At 68.3% G+C, this 17,663-nt stretch carries 16 protein-coding genes and 1 pseudogene; 14 read left to right on the top strand and 3 right to left on the bottom strand.

Annotated elements, in window-relative coordinates; translation table 11 throughout:
• Window positions 1–353: 353 nt before the first annotated feature.
• The 13 genes from ACRX5S_RS07375 to ACRX5S_RS07315 all read left to right on the top strand — a co-directional run bounded on the left by ACRX5S_RS07375 (window position 354) and on the right by ACRX5S_RS07315 (window position 11,566).
• The gene (locus ACRX5S_RS07375; RefSeq protein ID WP_436771959.1) at window positions 354–1,187 is read left to right on the top strand and encodes a helix-turn-helix domain-containing protein; all 834 of its coding nucleotides are present in this window, start codon (window positions 354–356) and stop codon (window positions 1,185–1,187) included.
• Between the two features lie 162 nt (window positions 1,188–1,349).
• Complete coding sequence (locus tag ACRX5S_RS07370; protein WP_436771958.1) at window positions 1,350–1,745, top strand: ATP-binding protein; 396 nt, start codon at window positions 1,350–1,352, stop codon at window positions 1,743–1,745.
• Window positions 1,746–1,917: 172 nt separating this feature from the next.
• Window positions 1,918–2,760 (top strand): sigma-70 family RNA polymerase sigma factor, encoded by an 843-nt coding sequence (locus tag ACRX5S_RS07365; RefSeq protein ID WP_436772236.1) that lies wholly within the window; start codon window positions 1,918–1,920, stop codon window positions 2,758–2,760.
• A gap of 6 nt (window positions 2,761–2,766) precedes the next feature.
• Window positions 2,767–3,603, top strand: coding sequence for an integrase (locus tag ACRX5S_RS07360; RefSeq protein WP_436771957.1), 837 nt, complete (start codon window positions 2,767–2,769; stop codon window positions 3,601–3,603).
• A gap of 121 nt (window positions 3,604–3,724) precedes the next feature.
• The gene (locus ACRX5S_RS07355; protein ID WP_436771956.1) at window positions 3,725–4,114 is read left to right on the top strand and encodes a plasmid replication, integration and excision activator; all 390 of its coding nucleotides are present in this window, start codon (window positions 3,725–3,727) and stop codon (window positions 4,112–4,114) included.
• 112 nt (window positions 4,115–4,226) lie between these two features.
• Window positions 4,227–5,570, top strand: a complete 1,344-nt coding sequence (locus ACRX5S_RS07350) for an FtsK/SpoIIIE domain-containing protein (RefSeq protein ID WP_436771955.1) — start codon at window positions 4,227–4,229, stop codon at window positions 5,568–5,570.
• Window positions 5,567–5,902 (top strand): hypothetical protein, encoded by a 336-nt coding sequence (locus tag ACRX5S_RS07345; RefSeq protein WP_436771954.1) that lies wholly within the window; start codon window positions 5,567–5,569, stop codon window positions 5,900–5,902. The genes ACRX5S_RS07350 and ACRX5S_RS07345 overlap by 4 nt, the downstream gene beginning before the upstream one ends.
• 32 nt (window positions 5,903–5,934) lie before the next feature.
• Complete coding sequence (locus ACRX5S_RS07340) at window positions 5,935–7,506, top strand: replication initiator (protein ID WP_436771953.1); 1,572 nt, start codon at window positions 5,935–5,937, stop codon at window positions 7,504–7,506.
• Entirely contained in the window at window positions 7,503–7,730 is a 228-nt protein-coding gene (locus tag ACRX5S_RS07335) for an excisionase family DNA-binding protein (protein WP_436771952.1), read from the top strand. Before ACRX5S_RS07340 ends, ACRX5S_RS07335 begins: the two co-directional genes overlap by 4 nt.
• The gene (locus tag ACRX5S_RS07330; RefSeq protein WP_436771951.1) at window positions 7,730–8,938 is read left to right on the top strand and encodes a tyrosine-type recombinase/integrase; all 1,209 of its coding nucleotides are present in this window, start codon (window positions 7,730–7,732) and stop codon (window positions 8,936–8,938) included. Before ACRX5S_RS07335 ends, ACRX5S_RS07330 begins: the two co-directional genes overlap by 1 nt.
• Before the next feature lie 215 nt (window positions 8,939–9,153).
• Window positions 9,154–9,420, top strand: a complete 267-nt coding sequence (locus tag ACRX5S_RS07325; protein WP_436771950.1) for a DUF6959 family protein — start codon at window positions 9,154–9,156, stop codon at window positions 9,418–9,420.
• A gap of 182 nt (window positions 9,421–9,602) precedes the next feature.
• Window positions 9,603–10,061, top strand: coding sequence for a hypothetical protein (locus tag ACRX5S_RS07320; RefSeq protein ID WP_436771949.1), 459 nt, complete (start codon window positions 9,603–9,605; stop codon window positions 10,059–10,061).
• Between the two features lie 1,022 nt (window positions 10,062–11,083).
• On the top strand, window positions 11,084–11,566 hold the full coding sequence (locus ACRX5S_RS07315) for a hypothetical protein (RefSeq protein WP_436771948.1): 483 nt from the start codon (window positions 11,084–11,086) through the stop codon (window positions 11,564–11,566).
• Window positions 11,567–11,654: 88 nt separating this feature from the next.
• Here ACRX5S_RS07315 and ACRX5S_RS07310 read toward each other — a convergent pair whose 3' ends face one another.
• Window positions 11,655–14,861: an NACHT domain-containing protein gene (locus tag ACRX5S_RS07310; protein WP_436771947.1), complete on the bottom strand. Its 3,207-nt coding sequence runs from the start codon at window positions 14,859–14,861 to the stop codon at window positions 11,655–11,657.
• A 188-nt stretch (window positions 14,862–15,049) separates the two neighbouring features.
• Between ACRX5S_RS07310 and ACRX5S_RS07305 the strand changes: the two genes are divergently transcribed.
• Window positions 15,050–15,664: a hypothetical protein gene (locus tag ACRX5S_RS07305; RefSeq protein WP_436771946.1), complete on the top strand. Its 615-nt coding sequence runs from the start codon at window positions 15,050–15,052 to the stop codon at window positions 15,662–15,664.
• Window positions 15,665–15,692: 28 nt separating this feature from the next.
• On the opposite strand, the gene ACRX5S_RS07300 is transcribed toward ACRX5S_RS07305, so the two are convergent.
• Both ACRX5S_RS07300 and ligD read right to left on the bottom strand, forming a co-directional pair.
• Window positions 15,693–16,538, bottom strand: a complete 846-nt coding sequence (locus tag ACRX5S_RS07300) for an ATP-dependent DNA ligase (RefSeq protein ID WP_436772235.1) — start codon at window positions 16,536–16,538, stop codon at window positions 15,693–15,695.
• Window positions 16,539–16,772: 234 nt separating this feature from the next.
• Window positions 16,773–17,651, bottom strand: a pseudogene (gene ligD / locus ACRX5S_RS07295) (non-homologous end-joining DNA ligase); the annotation flags it as partial.
• Between the last annotated feature and the right edge of the window lie 12 nt (window positions 17,652–17,663).

Genomic DNA, 17,663 nt, shown 5'->3' with positions numbered 1-17,663 from the left:
CCCCCCCCCCCCCCCCCCCCCCCCCCCCCCCCCACCGGTCGGAGGCGCGCCGCTTGCGGCGCGCCCTTGATCCAGTAGAGATTAATTCGGCAGTTGATCCGTCCGAGACTGCGTCACGCGTCGGTGAGTGGCACTCAGGCCGCGACCGGGGGCACCCAAGTCGGGAACGCATGGTGAGTGGCAGGCGTCGTCACGGACCGCGTAGGGGGGTCGGGGGAAGGACGGAACTTCCCCCGGATCGACCGAAGGTCGATCGGCGCGGTACGCGTCCACGGACCGGCATCGGTGTTCTGGTCTGAGCGTTCGTGGTGAGCTGAGGCTGATGGGCGGACTCGGCTGGTAGAACGTCCGGCATGGGTGATGAGCGTCGGGAGCGGTTGCGGGCCCTGGGGGCGCGGGTTCGTGGTCTGCGTATTGACGCCGGGCTGACCGGAGCGGAGTTGGCTGCTCGGGCTGAGGTTGGCCAACCGGCGGTGTCGAAGATCGAGACGGGTCGGATGGTGGCGAGTCCCGACGTCTTGACGCGGATCGCCGATGCCCTGGGACTGGACGCGGGAGGCCGTGCCGAGTTGCTGGCGGAGTTGGCGCAGGCTCAGTTGGAGATGGGCCCTCGGCGGCGCGGGGCGCGGTGGTTTGTGGGAGACGACGACCCGCTGCGCGATGCCCGGGAAGTGTGGTCGTTCCAGTGCTCGATGATGCCGCCTCTGGTGCAGACGGCGGAGTACGCGCGGCGGGTGATGGCCACGGCGTGGCATGTGTCAGACGACGACGCGGCACGGGTCGTGGCTGCGCGGGTCGAGCGGCAAAGCGCGTTGTACGGGGATGACCGGGCGTTCGTGTTCGTGGTGACCGAAGGTGCGTTGCGGACGTGGAGCGGTGGGGCCTCGGTGATGCGGGCCCAGTTGGATCGACTGGCGCTGGTCGGGTCGCTTGATGCGGTACACGTCGGTGTCATCCCGTGGACGGCATCGTTGGCGGTCCCGCCTCGGCAGGGGTTCACGGGGTACGACGATCGCTCCGTCGTGTTGGAGACGTTCAGCGAAGAACACCAGGTCACGGATGCTGCCCAAATCGACTGGTACCGGAGGCTGTTCACGCAGTACCGCGAAGCCGCGGTGTTCGGTGAGGGCGCGGCAGAGCTGCTGGCGCAGGTGGCGCGGGACGTGGAGGGTCTTCCCGCCGAGTAGCTGGAACGACTGATATTCCTCGTATTCCTTGTGGTGATGTTCCGTGGGGAATAACCTCGATCCTTCGACGGTGTCTAGGCCCCTGGACGAAGCGCATGGATGAGGCATAGCCTCGGCCCTCCGGTGGCGTCTAGACCTCTAGACGGAGGGTGTGGATGAGGCATGCGCCGAGTGGTGTGGGGACTGAGCTTCCCCGGGGAGCCTGAGTCGGTTGGCGAAGCGCGTCACTTCGTTGGAGCGCTGCTGGCCGGATGGCCCTGCGTGGACGATGCCCGCCTCGTGGTCAGTGAGTTGGCGACAAACGCGGTCCAGCACACGGCCAGTGGCGACGGTGGCAGGTTCGACGTGACGGTGGAGATCGGGGCGGATCGCGTCCGTATCAGCGTCCGGGACTCGGGCTCATTTCAGCGGCCCTTCGTGTTCGTCGACGCCAAGGAACGCACGGGTATGAGCGGGCGCGGCCTGTTCCTTGTCGCGGCGTTGTCGAGGGACTGGGGTGTCGCGGACCTGATTGGGGACTGCATCGTCTGGGCCGAGTTCCCACGGGATGAGCAGTGACGAGCGCTGATTCAGCCCACTCATGTGAGCAGGCTGGATGAGTCCGCGGGGAGTGCCGAGACGGCGGCAGGGATACATCGTGGTCGACGCGCTGACTGGCCAGACAGTTCCGCCCGTTTCGTCTAGAGGTCTAGACTGCGTAAGTCTGATCGAGACGGGAGCGGAGGATTCGGTGTCTGTCGACCTAGAGCACATCCGGGCGATCGACGACCCATTCGAGCTTCTGCGGGTTGTGACGGGGCGGCTTGCGGATGCCCAGCGTGAGGTTACCGAGCTGGCTCGGTTGCGCAGGGGAGTGGTCCAGGATCTGCATGCAAAGGGCATGTCGTACGCGCAGATCGCGGAGGCTGCCGGGCTGAGCCGCGGGCGGATCCACCAGATTCGCCAGTCGGGGCCGGCGCCTGAAGGGGCCTTCCTTGGGATCGGCGGCGTCATCGTCGCTACGCCACTAAGGCAGGACGCACCGGGCGCTCGGACCGTCGTCGCGGTCGACGACGTCACCTCGGGGAAGCGGCTGGAGGATCTCGCCCGTTCCCTTGGCCTGGACGTCACCTCCGAGCATGTCCCTGTGAGTGGCGATCTGGACCTGAACCGCGATGGCCTCATCGCTGTGTGCGGTCCACGGATGTCTGAGGACATGGAAGCCACCTATGGCCGGGATCCCATCCTGCGGTGGGAAAAGCAGGGCGATGAGCCCTGGGCGCTGCGGGACACGCGGACCGGTGTCGTCCACCGCTCGGGTATGGATGAAGATCCGGCTCGCTCGCAGGACGTGGGCTATCTCGGGCGTCTGCCTCGGCCGGACGGTGAGGGCCTGGTGCTGACGATCGCGGGGATCCACACGCCGGGTTCGCTGGGTGTGGTGCACCTACTCGCGAATGACCTGGCGCAGCTGTTCGGCCGGGTCGGCACAAAGGGCTTCTCGACGCTGGTGGGTGTCGAGTTCGACCCGGACACGCACGAGCCGCGGAATGTGGAACTCCTGACTCCGCTCTACCTGCACGACGGGTCCTGACTGGGGATGCTCGTCCGCACGGCAACCGCAACAGCGGCACACCACAAGGCCAATGAGGACTTCGCCGCATACACGCAGTATGCGGCGGTGCTCTTGGACGGCGCGGGGACACCGGCCGGATTGGACACCGGATGCATTCACGGTGTGGCCTGGTTCGCGCGGACGCTGGGCTCAACCCTCCTTGCGGAGATCGACGCCGGTCGCAACGGGTCGCTTGCAGAATGCCTCGCGACAACGATCGATGAAGTGGCCGATCTGCACGCGGATACGTGCGATCTGGAGAACCCGTTGACGCCATCGGCGACGGTCGTGGCCATCCGGCGACGTGGGCCCGAACTTGAGTACCTGGTCCTGTCGGACTCGGTGTTGGTGCTTGATGGCCCCGGTGACCCGCTCGTGGTGACCGATGACCGGCTCGACGTGCTGAAGCGTTCGAGGCCGCCCAGCAAGCTGGACAGTCTGCGGCTTGGCACCGAAGAACACGCGACGACCCTGCGGCAGGCAGTGGCGGAAACCGCGAAGTACCGCAACCAGCAAGGTGGGTTCTGGGTTGCCAGCGTTGATCCGAAAGCCGCTGCTCAGGCATTGACGGGCGTCGTTCCCGTCGAGGGGCTGCGGTCGGTTCTGCTGCTGAGTGACGGGGCCAGTCGACTGGTGGACACCTTCGGCCTGGCCTCGTGGTCGGAGTTGGTTGCGCTCGTTGGCGACGCCGGGCCGGCGGAACTCACCCGCCGTGTGCGAGCGGCTGAAGCCGACGATCCCCAGGGGGAGCGCTGGCCGCGGGCCAAGGCGGAGGACGACGCGACGGTCATGATGTGCCGCCTCGACGTCGAGTCCGCCTGATCTGAATACCCCCCTAGACAGTTCGCCTGGGCATCGCTTACTGTAATCGTCAACCCCCCTAGACATCTCGGGGTCGGCCTCCGCTGGCCGTGTCTAGGGGGGTACTCAGAGGAGATTGATCGTGGCGATCAAGGGTGCGATTCCGGTGGCGTTCGGCGACGTGTTCCCGCGTGGGGCGTTCGCGACGAAGGTCGAGCCGGTCAACGACTTCGAGGCGTCGAAGGGCGGGCAGCAGGTCCAGGCGCGCGACAAGGCGACGGGCCTGCCGATGTGGGCCGTGACGGTGTCCGACCCGGACCCCGACGCGCGGGACACCTCGGCGAAGGTCAAGATCCCGGCGTCCGTGATCCCGGTCCTGCCGGACGAGTTGCCCGGACTGCCGTTCCGCCCGGTGGAGTTCGACGGGCTGACGGTGACGCCGTGGGTGAACGGCGCGGGCCGGTTGGCGTACTCGTTCAAGGCCACGGGCCTGCGTGCCCCGATGGGGCCCAAGGCGACGAAGGCCGCCTGAGCGTAGGCGAGTTGCTGTGCGGTCCCAGTGCCCCGTGACTTTGGCGGGTCTGGGCACTGGGACCGCTCCCGATCAAGAGACCTGACGATCCTTTGAAGGGGTGTTCCCAATCATGGCAACGTTCCAGCGTCTTGGATGGCGCGGGGCCGCGTTCGTCGCGGCGGTGGTGTTCCTGGTCTACCCGCTCGCTGAGTTGGCGGTCGGTCCAACCCTGGCGACGTGGGCGTTCATCCTCATCGTGCTGCTGGTGGCGCGGTGGTGGCTGTTCTCGTTCTCCGCACGGGTGCGGCGCGGCTGGCCGAAGCTGACCAAGGCGCTCGGGCTGTGGCAGCAGGACCCGATCAAGCGGCTCAACGAAGAGTTCTCGTACGCCTGGCCCAGCATCATCAAGGTCAAGCAGGTGCCCGGCGGCTACCTGGTGCGGGTACGGCTGTTGCCCGGCCAGACTCCCGCGAACATTGGTGACCACACGGACGGCATCGCGCACGCGTGGAAGGTGTTCCGGGTCGACGCGACGTCGCCCACACGCGGGGTCGTGGAGCTGCGGGCGTGGCTCACGGACCCCTTGGACAAGCCGTTCGGACCGGCCGAGATGGGCATGCCGGGATTGGCGAACCGACCGAAGACGAGTGCCGTACGTCCGGTCAAGGCGCTGCCGGTACCTGCGCAGGATCCGTGGGCGCCGAACTTCTCCTCGGTGGAGCTGGGCCGGTGCGACGACGGGTCGCCGTGGGTGCTGCGCCTGCACGGGACTCACGTCCTGGTCGCGGGCGTCACCGGAGCCGGCAAGGGCTCGGTCCTCTGGGGCGTGACCCGTGGGCTGCTGCCTGCCGCTCGGGCCGGTCTGGTTGAGCTGTGGGCGCTCGACCCGAAGCGGATGGAACTCTCGTTCGGCCGCGCGCTGTTTCAGCGCTACTCCAGCGACCCGACCGAGATGGTCGAGATGCTGGAAGACGCGGTGCGCGAGATGTCCGCGCGGGCGGATCGGTTCGCGGGTGTCGTCCGGAAGCACGAGCCGTCACCGGACTGCCCGTTCGTCGTCGTCATCGTCGATGAGCTGGCGTTCCTGACTGCGTACCAGCCGGATCGGGAGCTGCGGAAGCGGGCGGACGCGGCGATAGCCACCCTGACCAGTCAGGGCCGGTCGGTCGGATTCTGCGTCCTGGGCGCGCTCCAGGATCCCCGCAAGGAGGTCATGAACCTCCGCAACCTGTTCCCCGACAGGATCGCGCTCCGGCTGGACGAACCCACACAGGTCGACATGGTGTTGGGGACCGGCGCGCGGGACCGCGGTGCCACGGCGGACCTGATCTCCCCGGTTCCTGAGGTCGGCGCAGGCGTCGGCTACGTGAAGCGTGAGACACAGCCCGAACCGGTTCGGGTGCGGGCGGCGTACGTCTCCGATGCCGATATCGCCGCGATGGTGCGGGACTTCCCGGCCGGCGGTGCGGCATGAGTGGGCCGTCGGTGGAGGACATGGCGCGGTGCGCGGCGGTGCTGCGGTGCTTCGCGGACTTCGTCGCGGCGCGTCCGGAACTGCCGGTGCTGGTCGGGCTGCACGTCGACTGGTCGCACGTGAACGAGCGGTGGTCGATCAAGGGGCAGTTGCCCGGTGCCGACGTGACCGATCTGGAGCGGTGGGCGTTGGCGCTGGATGAGCCGTCGGTGACGTCGTACGAGTCGGACGGGTACTACGTCGGTCCGCACGAGCACCGCGAGGTGCACGGGACTGTGCACGGTCACCGGGTCTCGGTGTGGGCGCACCTGCCCCTCGGAGGCCCGCGATGAATGCGCAGCTATCGCGGGTGGAGCGGGCCCGCATGCCCTTCGCCAAGGAGGTCGTGCGGGCCGCTGCCCTCGAACACGGCGTGTGCATCCGGCCGGTGGCGTTGCGGCGCACGGACGTCGTCACGGGTCAGGTTGAGATCGTGGACGTGCCGTGCGGGGCGACGTTGGCAAGCGCGTGCCCGTCGTGTGCGGAGCGGAAGCGGCAGCTTCGGATGGCGCAGTGCCGTGAGGGCTGGCATCTGACCGAGGAACCGGACCTCGCCGCGGACGAACCGACCCAGACGCAAACGTGGCTCGCGGAGATCCGCGCCGACATCACGGCGGCGCATGACGTGGCCGGCGGAGCCGAGCGCGAACAGCTCGCTGCGGACCTGGTCGCGGTCGATGAGGAGATCGAAGGCGCGGGTGTGCGCGGGAAGGTCGATCCGGACAAGGCGTCTCGGCGGGTGCGGTCGACGCGTCGGCGTCAGGATGCGGCCGATCTGCCTCGACGTCCGGTCGACGCTCGGACGGTCGGCAAGGCGTACAGCGCGTCGGACGGGAAGACCTTCCGCCCCTCGCTGTTCGTGACCTTGACCTTGCCGTCGTACGGGCGGGTGCGGTCGGACGGGACTCCGGTCGACGCGGCGAAGTACGACTACCGGCAGGCGGCGCGGGACGCGCTGCACTTCTCGAAGCTGGTCGACCGGTTCGTGCAGAACCTGCGCCGGTTCGTCGGCTTCGATGTGCAGTACTTCGCCGCGGTTGAACCGCAACGGCGGCTCGCGCCGCACGTCCACCTGGCGATCCGGGGGACAGTTTCGCGGGATGAGCTGCGGCAGGTCGCGGCGGCGACGTACCACCAGGTGTGGTGGCCACCCTGCGACGAACCCGTCTACGACGACGCGGCCCCGGTCTGGGACGGGGAACGCGAGACGTACACCGACCCGAGCACCAGTACGGCGCTGCCGACGTGGGACGAAGCACTCGATGACCTCGGCGCGGATGAGCTGGCCTCGCCGGTGCACGTGGCGCGGTTCGGGGTCCAGGTCGACGCGAAGGGCGTCCTCGTCGGCTCCGCGGACGCGCGGCGGTGCATCGGCTACCTGGCGAAGTACCTCAACAAGTCGGCGCATGAGTGCCACGAACCGCAGAGCGATGCCGAACGTGCGCATGTGGACCGGCTGACGGATGTGCTCCGAAACGAGCCGTGCTCGCCGAGCTGCGCGAACTGGCTGCGTTATGGCGTGCAACCCAAGAACGCGCGCGACGGCATGCGGGCCGGCCACTGCAAGGCGAAGGCGCATCGCCGGACTCATCTCGGCTACGGCGGTCGGCGCGTGCTCGTCTCGCGGAAGTGGTCCGGCAAGACGCTCGCGGATCACAAGCACGAGCGGCGGGCGTGGGTTCTTGACCTGGTCGGCGAGATGGCCGACCGCGGTGACGACGCGGACCGCTACGTCTGGGAACACGCACGACCGTCCGATCCGGACGTCCCCTCGATCTCGCATCGCCTCTTACGAGCGGTCGCCGAACGCGTGCGCTGGCGTACCGCACTCGACGCGGCCAAAGCAGCCGCAGACGGACCACTCGACAATTCGGCAACTCGGGGGAGAGCGGCATGACTGCGAAGGCGAAGGTGGTGGGGCCGTTGCTGACGGTCCCGCAGGTCTCGGAACGACTCAACGTCGGTGAGCGGTTCGTACGGCGGTTGATCGAGGAACGGCGCATCGAGTTCATCAAGATCGGTCGGCACGTCCGCATCGCCGAGCGGGCCCTTGATGACTACATCGCGGCGGCGCTCGTCCCGGCGATCCCGGTGCGTCGATCCCTGCTGGCGGTGAGCTGATGGCGAAGAAGAAGCGTCGCTTCGGCCGTGTCCGCAAGCTGCCTTCGGGTCGCTACCAAGTGCGGTACCTCGGGCCTGACGGCATCCTGCGTCCGGCGCCGGAGACCTTCCGGACCGAGACCGACGCGAACCGGTGGCTGGTCGCGAGGGAAGCCGAGATTCTGGAAGGGCGCTGGACCGATCCGGACGCGGGCAAGCAGACAGTCCAGGCGTGGGCAGAGCGCTGGTACGAGTCGGCGGCGCCCGGACTGAAGTTCCGGACGCGGACAAGCTACGAATCGCTGATGCGGTCCCGGATCTTCCCGGCGTTCGGAGAAATGACCGTCGCCGATGTGAAGCCGATGATGGTCGCCGAGTGGGTGGCGCGCATGCGGCGGTCCGGACTGAGCCCGTCCCGCATCCGGCAGGCGTACCGACTGCTGTCCCAGATCATGCGATCCGCCGTCGACAACGACCTGATCGCGGTCACGCCGTGTCGAGGGATCCGCCTGCCAGCGATGCCGCACACGGAACCGCACATCCTGACGCTTGACGAGGTAGACCGCCTGGCATCGGTGATGCGGGCCCCGCACGGCCTCATTGTCGAGCTGCTGGCATACGGCGGCCTCCGGATCGGTGAAGCCTTTGCCCTGCGTCGTGCAGACGTCGATCTCACGAACGGTCGGCTGACCGTCGACGAGTCGTTGGGCGAGTGGGGAGGCGTACAGGAATTCGACACGACCAAGAACCACCAACGGCGCGTCGTCGCCCTGCCGACCTTCCTCATCGACGCGCTCAAGCTCCACCTCGACGAGCACGTGAAGCCGGAGACGAAAGCCCTGCTGTTCCTCGGGGCGACCGGAAACCCGCTGCGCTACAACGCCTGGCGTACGACCCACTTCGACAAGGCGGTCAAGGCCGCGGGCCTGGTCGACGTCACGCCGCACGACCTTCGCGCCACCCACGCTACCTGGGTGACCGACAAGCACGGGGTCATGGCGGCTGCACAGCGCCTCGGGCACTCGAACGCGAGCGTCACCACACGGCACTACGCTCGGGCCGTCGAGGGGCGAGACGGGGAGATTGCCAAGGATCTGGGCACGGCCCGTGATCAGGCACGCAAGGGACACGACAAGACGCAAGATCAGACACGGAGCACGAAAGGTGCCTCTGACCTGCGGAAGGAGCGTCGCCGCAAGCGTCGATCACACGGCCTTGAAAACCGCTAACTGGGGTGACCCAGTTCGTGGGTTCGAATCCCACGCCCTCCGCACCTAGCGGCACAACACGGCCCCTGACCAGCACCAACGGCCAGGGGCCGCGCTGTTGCCGGTTCCCGGCAGCTCCCCGTCACCATCCCCTGCTCCCCACCACATCAGGCACGCAACGGGGAGAGCAGCACAGGAAAACCAAGCTCCTCATCTCTGTTGAGACGGATGACGTCATGGAACATGTCGATGCAGAGCTGTTCACGGACGGCGGCGACAACGCCGTCGTGCGCCTCCCCGGCCGACGCTTCCCCGGAGTCCTGATCCAGGGGGACTCCCTCTCCGTCCTTCGTGCCGAAGTTGCTGAAGTCGTGGAGGCCCTCAACCAAGGCGACACTTCCGCAGCTTGCGAAACCGCCGGCCTGCTCCTGGCAGACCTCGACGCACTCTTGACGCGCTATTCCGCCGCCTTGGAAGCCCACAAGATCCCGCGCCCGTACTGATCCAGCTGAGACCTGAGCCTGCCAATCCCGTGCGCGACAGGAGCGCCGCTGCGTGCGGTCGGGGCCGGCCTTGTGGGCGGGCCCTGGTGGGTGGGTTTGACGCTCACGGGTGGATCGTCGCGCGTGTACGGGTTGTGTGCGGCGTGGCGTGGCGCGTTTCGCGTGGGCGGATACTCAGGAGCATGGAACTGCGCCCCGAACTGCTGCCCCCTCCTGTTCCTGCGGAGCGACTCGCACGGCTGTGCGCGGAGATTGAACGGATCGAAGGCTTGATCGCGCGTGATGGGGCCGAGGAGGCAGAAGCGGCCGTCGCGGCGTTCAACTCCGAGACCGGGCACGCGTATACGGTCGCCGAATTCGCGAACTACTGGCGTGCGACCGATCTTGAAGAGTTTGCTGTGGGGGCGGCGCGCCCGGCATGGCCGAAGGTGCCCGACGTGACGCATGAGGAACTCACAGAGCTTGTACGCCGTGTCCTGACCGTTGCCCCAGACTGGGAGTATTACCTGCTGCTCCTCCAGGTCAACGTGCCCAACCCGGGTCTTGTCGACTTGCTGTTCCACCCACCGGCGGAACTGCGCGACGCGACTGCGGAAGAGATCGTCCGTGCCGCCCTGGCCTACCGCCCTACCGCGCTCTGACAGACCACCGGGGGGTGCGCCTAGGGTGGCAGCTCGGTGGATCGACGGTGGGCGGCGCTGGGGACTTGGTGGAGAGACCACGGGTTTGTCGGTGATGTCCTGGACGAGGAAGCCGGAAGCACACCGGCGCGGTGGGTGCTCGACACCGGTGCGCCGAGGATTGCGGCCTGACCTGGATGGTCTACGGCGACGGCGGACCGAGGCCAGGAGAGTTCAACATGCACGCGCGAGCCGACAGAGCCGGGGACGCCGTCATCAGCGGGGTCCGCTTGTTCGCCCCGGACTGGGAAGACCGCGACTGAAGAACGTCGACCACCGAACTCGTGACTCTGGCCCCAACGTTGGTGGTCCGCGCAAACCATGAGGCCCCGCCCACATCGGGGAGGAGTCCCGTGGCCGGCGCGTTCGGCGGGTCTGCAATCGAAGCGGAGTTGACTGCGCGGGCTGAGGATGGGGAAACCGGCGAAGTCGACGTTCACGACGCCCTGGAAGGTGGCGGGCCGTGACTTCCTCGCTAGACCTGAGTGGTGTGCTGCCGCTTGCGTACCTCGGCGAGGCGATGCGCATGAGCAGTGGCAATCATCGCTTCGGGGCTTTGTGCGATCTCGTCCTTCTCCTGCGGGGGACGTCGAACGCGTCGGCCATGTCGTTCCAGGAGACGGCCTCAAGGTCTTGCAGGTGGTCGCTGCGGTGACGTTCGGGGGGTGTGTGCGTGGCGGGTTGAGAAGTTGTGGGGGTCGGGGGGTTGCGTTATTCGGCTGTTGCGGAGGGGGCGTGGCGCGGGTGTAGGGCTTGGGAGTCGGGAGGGTGGGCTTTCATGATCACGATGGGTTGTGGGGGCGGCTGGTTTTGTCATCATCCGGAATGCGCGGGGGCATCTGTTGTTGGCGTGGAGTTAATCCACCGTTTCCGGGGTGATCATTGGTCGATCATTGACCGGTTTTTTCGGGGCCGCTTACTGTGGCGCCGGCGGAGTCGAGTTCTTTTTTGCGTCCCCGGACTCCGCAGAGACGAGGAATGAAATGAAGTCGGTATTCCGGCGTTCCCTGACCGCGGGCACGGTTGTTGCGCTGACTGCGGGAATCGGCGTCGCGGGTGCGGGCAGCGCGCACGCGGCGCCGTCGAACAGCGTCACGGCCATCTGCGGCAGCGGCTACAAGTGGGTGGACACGTACCCGGTTTCCTACCGGTCCATCAGTGGCACCGTGTTCCAGCTCGGCCAGGCGGTGCTGGCGTACAACCCGGGCAACGGCTACAACTGCGCATACACGTTCAAGCAGAACATCGCGGACCGCAACCGCTTCTACGGCTACCCGACCTGGACCGGCATCAAGCTGATCAGCGAGGGTTCCACGTGGACCACGAATTACGGGAACTTCAGCTATTACGCGGGGCCGGTCTACCGCTACGGGAAGAACCGTGCGGTGAAGCTGGTCGCGGATGTCGGCATTTACAAGAACGAGTCGTGGGCTCACCTGGCGACGGGTTGGGTGCACGGCGGCTGATTTTTTCGGGTTGGCGTAGCGGCAGGAACGAACAACTCGTACCGAGGAGGAGCGCCCGGGTGGCCTGGCTGCCCGGGCGCTCGTCTGTTTATCCGGTGCGGCGCCTCACCGTCAGGTTGGTCAGATGGGCCAGCGGTGTCATGTCGGTGATGTGGGTGCCGTGGAGCTCCAGTGTGGTGAGCTTGGTCAAGTTGGCGAGGGGAGAAACGTCGGTCACCTGAGTGTTGGAGAGGATCAGCTCGGTCAGATTGGATAGGCCGGCCAAGGGGGACAGATCGGCCACCGCCGTGTCGCTGATTTCGAGCTGGGTGAGCCCCGTCAGGCGGGCCAGAGGGGACAGGTCGGTCACGCGGGTACTGCTGACATCCAGCGTGTTGAGGCCGGTCATACCGGCGAGTGGGGACAGGTCAGCCACTGGCGTGCCGTTGAGGTACAGCGCGGTGAGGTTGGTCAGTGCGGCGAGGGGCGACAGGTCGAATACCCGGGTGCGATCGAGGTCCAGGCTGTACAGATTGGTGAGTGTCGCCAGGGGCGAAAGATCAGACACCTGCGAGTCGTCGAGTACCAGTCGGGACAGACGGTTCAGGCCTGACAGGGGTGACAGGTCCCGCACCCGAGTGTTGTTGAGCAGAAGCTCGGTCAGCTTGGTCAGCGAGGCCAGGGGTGACACGTTGCAAACCGGTGTGTCGTCGAGGTGAAGCACGGTCAGGTTGGTGAAGGCGGCCAGGGGAGAGGCATCGTCTACCCGAGCGCCGGGGAGGATCAGCGTGGTCAGGTTGGGCAGTTTCACCAGGTCGTCGGCAGGGATAGCCGTCGTGCCGGTTGCGAGTCTCAGATCGGTGATGCTCGTAAAGAAGCCTTCGTAGCGGCTCAGCAGGGAGAAGTCCGGCAGTTCCACCATGATGTCCGCCAAGTCGAGTTGGCTGACGACTTCCACGAAGAAGCGTTCTGCGTCCGGGATGCGCAGCCAGGCGTAGACGAGAGCCTGACGGACATCGGCTTCGCGTCTGCCGACGAAGCTGCGGAGCAACGGAATGGCGCTGTCGGTGGCCAGTACCTCTGCTGTCGCGATGGTGGCGATTGCCTGGCGCTCGGTGAGGTCACCGTGTCGGGTCGCGTCGCCGAGTAGGTCCAGGACGAACTCGCCCGCGGTGGCGAGTATGTGGGCGTCCATGATGTCGTCCGGGGGGATCAGTTGACGCGTGGCCTCGTAGATGCGCTCGGCCGGTTCCGGGTCGACGACGTCGAGGTCGGCGATGCAGGCGGCGGCCAGTAGCCAAAGCCGTCCACCGTCTTCGCCCGCGGCGTCGGCGCGGGTGATGAGGCCGTCGAGCAGGTAGCGCTGGCGGGCGCGGTCGTGTTGGGTGCGGCCTACGCCCATGATGAGGACGTCGTGGTACAGCGGATCCTCGGTGTGGCGGAGCAGGTGGTCCAGGTTTCCGGCCGCGATCATCTCGCCCGCGGCCAGGTAGTCCTGGAAGCTCGCGTGCCGGAACTCCAGTTCGTCCAACATGGGTTGCTGGAGCAGGCCGGTGCGCTGCTCCAGAACTCGCAGTACGTCGGCCGGGGTGTGCGGGGTCTGGCCGGGCTGCGGCGGGAACCGGCGCAGGACCTCCTCGACGCGCTGCAATGCCATTTCGCGGGAGATGGAGCGGCGGCCGTTGAGGGTCATCCACATGGCCAACGCACCGAGCAGGGCCTCCTGTTGGGTGGCGCTGAGGCGGATGTGGTCGGCGGCCGGGACCTCGCGGGCCTGTTCGCGGCGTCCCAGCATCATGGCCAGGGCGGCCTGGTACAGCGGCGTGCGGCCGTTGGGGAGTGCGCGGTCGGCACTGCGGTGCAGTACGCAAATGAGCGCGCAGAGCAGGGGATTGGTGGCCAGACGGGCCAGATCGCGGCGGGTGTCGAGGAGTCCGTTGAGGTCCTGGCCGCACAGGTCCAACTCACGGCGGGCATCCGGGTTTTCGGTGTGCAGGGCTTGGGTGTGGTGCCAGCGCTGGATGAACTCGGCGACCTGCGCGCGGTTCATGGGCTGGAGTTCGGCGCTGCCGAATCCGGCTTCGTGCAGGACGCGCCGTCCGTCGTCGGTGAGCACCCGGGGCCGGGACGTCAGCAGGTAGGCGGCGTCGGGGTAGTCGTGGCAGAGCTGGTAGAGCCAGTCCAGCACGGCTTCGTGGTGCTGCCGGGGGAGTTCGTCGAGGCCGTCGACGAGGACCACGGCGGCCCCGGCGTCCAGGACGCGGGATGCCCACCCGGGCGGTTGCCCGTCGCCGCGCTGGGAACCGCCGGCGGCGACCAGGTCGGCGACACCGGGCAGGTGGAGCGCGCCGTCGCGCAGCAGGCTGCGGATGCGCACGATGAAGGGGACGCGGCCTCGCCAGTCGTCCAGCTGGACGGGCAGGTCGCCGTCGATGATGTGGATCGCCAGGTGCTTGAGCAGGGTCGTCTTGCCGGAGCCCGCCGGTCCCTCCATGAGCAGGCGGGGGTGGCGCGCGAGTACCGATTCCAGAGAGCCATGGATCGTGTGGGCGGTCCGGCGGCGGTCGCGGGGATCGGCGTCGTCGGAGTGGTCATGTGCCTTGCTGCGGTGGTCCTGCGCGGTGTCGACGGCGAGGCTGACGTACGCGGTCGTCAGGCGGTACGACCGCTCCTCGGGCTCGGCCTCCACCGCCCCGAGCGTTTCGGTCCTGTCCTGGCGGACCCGGAGCCCGGCCGCGTAGCGTTCCGCGAACTCCCGGTCGGCGGCGTCGAGATCGGGCAGGCGGCGGAGGACCTCGCCGAGGTCGCGCGACTGCTCGACGAGCGTGCGCGGGACGAACTCGGGGCGTGCGGTGAAGTGTTCGACGAGCTGCGCGCAGCAGGCGTCCAGCAGGATGTCGTGGAGGTCGGCGCCGTCCCCGCGAAGGGGTGGGCCGTTGCGGGCCGGGAGCGTTGTGCGGGCGGTGAGTTGGGCGCGCAACAGGGCGGGATCGCTGCGGGCGGCCTGGATGTCGTCCATGGTCAGGTTGGTGTCGAGGACGGCGGTGACACACGCGAGAACGTACGCGCCTTCGTCGGGTTCGAGTTCGGCGAACTGGTCGTGGGCGCGGGTCAGTCGAACCGTCAGGGCGTCTGCGAGGCGGCGTACGTCGGCCTCGTCCAGTGCGGCGCGGGGACGTCTCAGTACGGTACGGCGCCCCACGCGCACCGCATCGTCGACCGTGCGGGCACCGGGCTTCGGTGCCCGGGCCCGGGCGATCGCGGAGGCGACGACGGGTGCGAGTCGGAATGCGGGTGTGAGTTCCAGCCCGGTCACGTGATCCCCCCAAGAGCGTCCGGCCGCCGGGCGGTTCGGATCGGGCAGGGTGAAGTTGACCCGAATCAGCCGCCGTTGTCGGGATTATCGCCGCACCACGGCAACGAGGCGGCGGCATCTGCGAATTGGCTTGCGAGGAGCCGGATGCGATCCCCAGGGAAGCTCCCACGCCGACCCATACTTGCGGCATGCGCAGCAAGAGCCCCGACAGTTCTCCTCTGACATGGGACGACGTCGACCCCGCCCGGCACCCGTTCGACCCCGCGACTGTCGCCGGTGTGATCGACGGGCTGCCCACCGACCGCTTCACGAGGGCTCTGGTCGACCGCTACGGGCGCTGGGCCGCCGGGTGGGCATGGACGCGGAACAACAGCGGTGGGCCCGTGACGGTCTGGTGCTGCTGGGCGCACCCTCGCGGTGGGCTGAGCCACGCGGAGTTGGTCGAGGCCGCGTTGACGGAGTGGCGGACCTGGCTGGAGGCCCTGGCGTCACGCTTCGAAGCGCTCGCGCCGCCCCTGGGTACTCCGCGCGAACGCTCGGCATCGTGGGAACACGCGGTGACCGTGCTCGTAACGGACGTCGTGGAGCGCACGGGAGCCTCCGAGATGTGGCACGCACACGGCACGTTGGTACTCGACTGGTTCCTCGCCCACCAAGGCGTCCCCGCGAAGCGCCGCGGACCCCTCCTCGACAAGGCGATCCGCGGCCGGTTCGCCGACTGGAACAAGCCCGACCCCGAACTGCTCGCGGACGTGGCCCGACGAGTGGCCGCCGCGGCGGAGGAGGCGATCCGGCGTCGGTAGAGCTGCACCCCCGCGGCGAAGTCCTTCCTCAGTCGCCGCGGAGGCGGATGAAGCGGACGTACGGAGTGCGCCCGGGGTCGCGCAGCACTTCCGCCGGGAGCGGGTCCGTGGGGTGGATGCGGCCGTGTTCCGGGTGGTCGACGGCGTCGTGGGTGCGATTTGCGGCGGCTGCGGCGACCTCGGTGGCCTGGCGGGCGTCCAGTTGTGGAGAGGTCAATGCCTCGGTGCCGTCGTCGAGGCGGGTGAGGAGGGCGCGGGGGCGGCGCGGGGTGCCGGTGAAGCCGACGACGGTGGCGTCCACGGTGTCGGCGTCGCGGATCTTGAGCCACCCGCGCCGGAGTTGGGGGCGGTACGGGGTGTCGAGCCCTTTGGCGACCAGCCCCTCGACGCCGGTCGGCGCCAGCGCCGCGCGCCAACTCACGGCCTCCGCCCTGTCGTCGGTGGCCATGACGATCTGGAGCGGTGGTTCGGCATCGGCGAGAAGTGTGGTCAGGAGGTCCCAGCGTTCCCGCAACGGCAGGGCGCGGACGTCGTGTTCGGGTACCGCGAGCAGGTCGAATGCGACGTACGAGACCTGGACCGAATCGCGCGCACGCGCCCGCGCCGATCGTACGAGCTGGCCGAACGCGAACCGGCCTTCATGCCACGCGCACAACTCCCCGTCCAGGACGACGCCTTGGGGCAGCGCCGCGACTGCCGCCGCGATCTTCGGGAAGTCGGGCGCCAGGTCCCGCCCCGAGCGGGACTGGAGCACGGCCGGTGCACCGCCGCGCGCGAAGGCCAGCGCCCGCCAGCCGTCGAGCTTGATGGAGTACTGGGTGCCACCGGGCAACGCGTTCTCGGCCGGGACTTCGCGGACGGCCTTCGGGCGCATCACGGCCAGTGGAGGTTCGAGCGTGACGGCGCGCCTCGATGCGGCGGACCCGCTACGGACGGAATCCTCGGAATCCCCGGATCCGGCGGAAGATCCCGACCCGGCCCCCGGTCCCGACCCGGCCTTTGCCCCGGATCCGGCCCCCGGTCCGGATCCGGCGGAAGATCCCGCCCCGACTGCCGGTCTGGACCCGACCCCCGGAACCACCCCCGCCCCCGACGCGTCCCCAGCCCCCGGCACCACCCCCGCCCGCCGCGGATTCAGCAACGCCGCCATCAGATCCCCGTGTTCGTCCATGCGCGTCGGCATGTCGTCGATGGTGAAGGAAAGTTCGGCAGCGTCCTCGGCGGCCTCCAGCTCGTCCCACGACAAGGGAGCCGAGACCGTCGGCGTGGGCCGGGCGCGCACCGTATATGGGGACGCCGTCGTCTTCGCCGCCGCGTTCTGCGAGAAGTCCACAAATACGTGCCCCGGGCGCTCCCGCTTCGCCATCGTCGCGACGAGCAGGCCGGGGTGCGCGTCGGCCAGCTCCTGCGCGAGCCGCTTGGCGTACGCCGTCACCTGCGCGGACGGCGTCGGCGTGATCGGCACGAGCAGGTGCAGCCCCTTCGAGCCGGACGTCTTCGGGTACGCGATCAGACCGTCCGCCGCCAGCCGCTCGCGCATCAGCAGCGCCGCGTCTCGGCAGGTCAGGATGTCGGCCGGGGCACCCGGGTCGAGGTCGACGACGAGGCGGTCGGCCATCCCGGGGTCGTCCTCGCGCCACTGGGGTGTGTGCAGTTCCGCGACCAGATTCGCCGCCCACACGAGGGTCGGGAGGTCCTGGACGAGGACCTGGCGGATCGACTCCTGCGACTTGCTGGGCGTCTCCGTCGTGTGCACCCATGTGGGCGTACCGGGCGGCAGGTGCTTGGTGACGAAGATCTGGCCGTCGGGCCCGTCCGGGTAGCGGACGAAGGACACCGGCCGATCGCGCAGGTGCGGCAGCAGCGCCGACGCGACGGAGGCGTAGTAGTGGAGCAGTTCGCCCTTGGTGGTGCCGGTCTCCGGGTACAGGACCTTGTCGAGGTTGGACAGGCTGACGCGGCGCCCCTCGACCAGGGTGATGGGCACGGTGACCTCCGC

The organism is Yinghuangia sp. YIM S09857, assembly GCF_051388915.1.
In the GTDB taxonomy this organism is placed as follows: Bacteria; Actinomycetota; Actinomycetes; order Streptomycetales; family Streptomycetaceae; genus Yinghuangia.
This window is presented reverse-complemented; position numbering and strand designations above follow the sequence as displayed.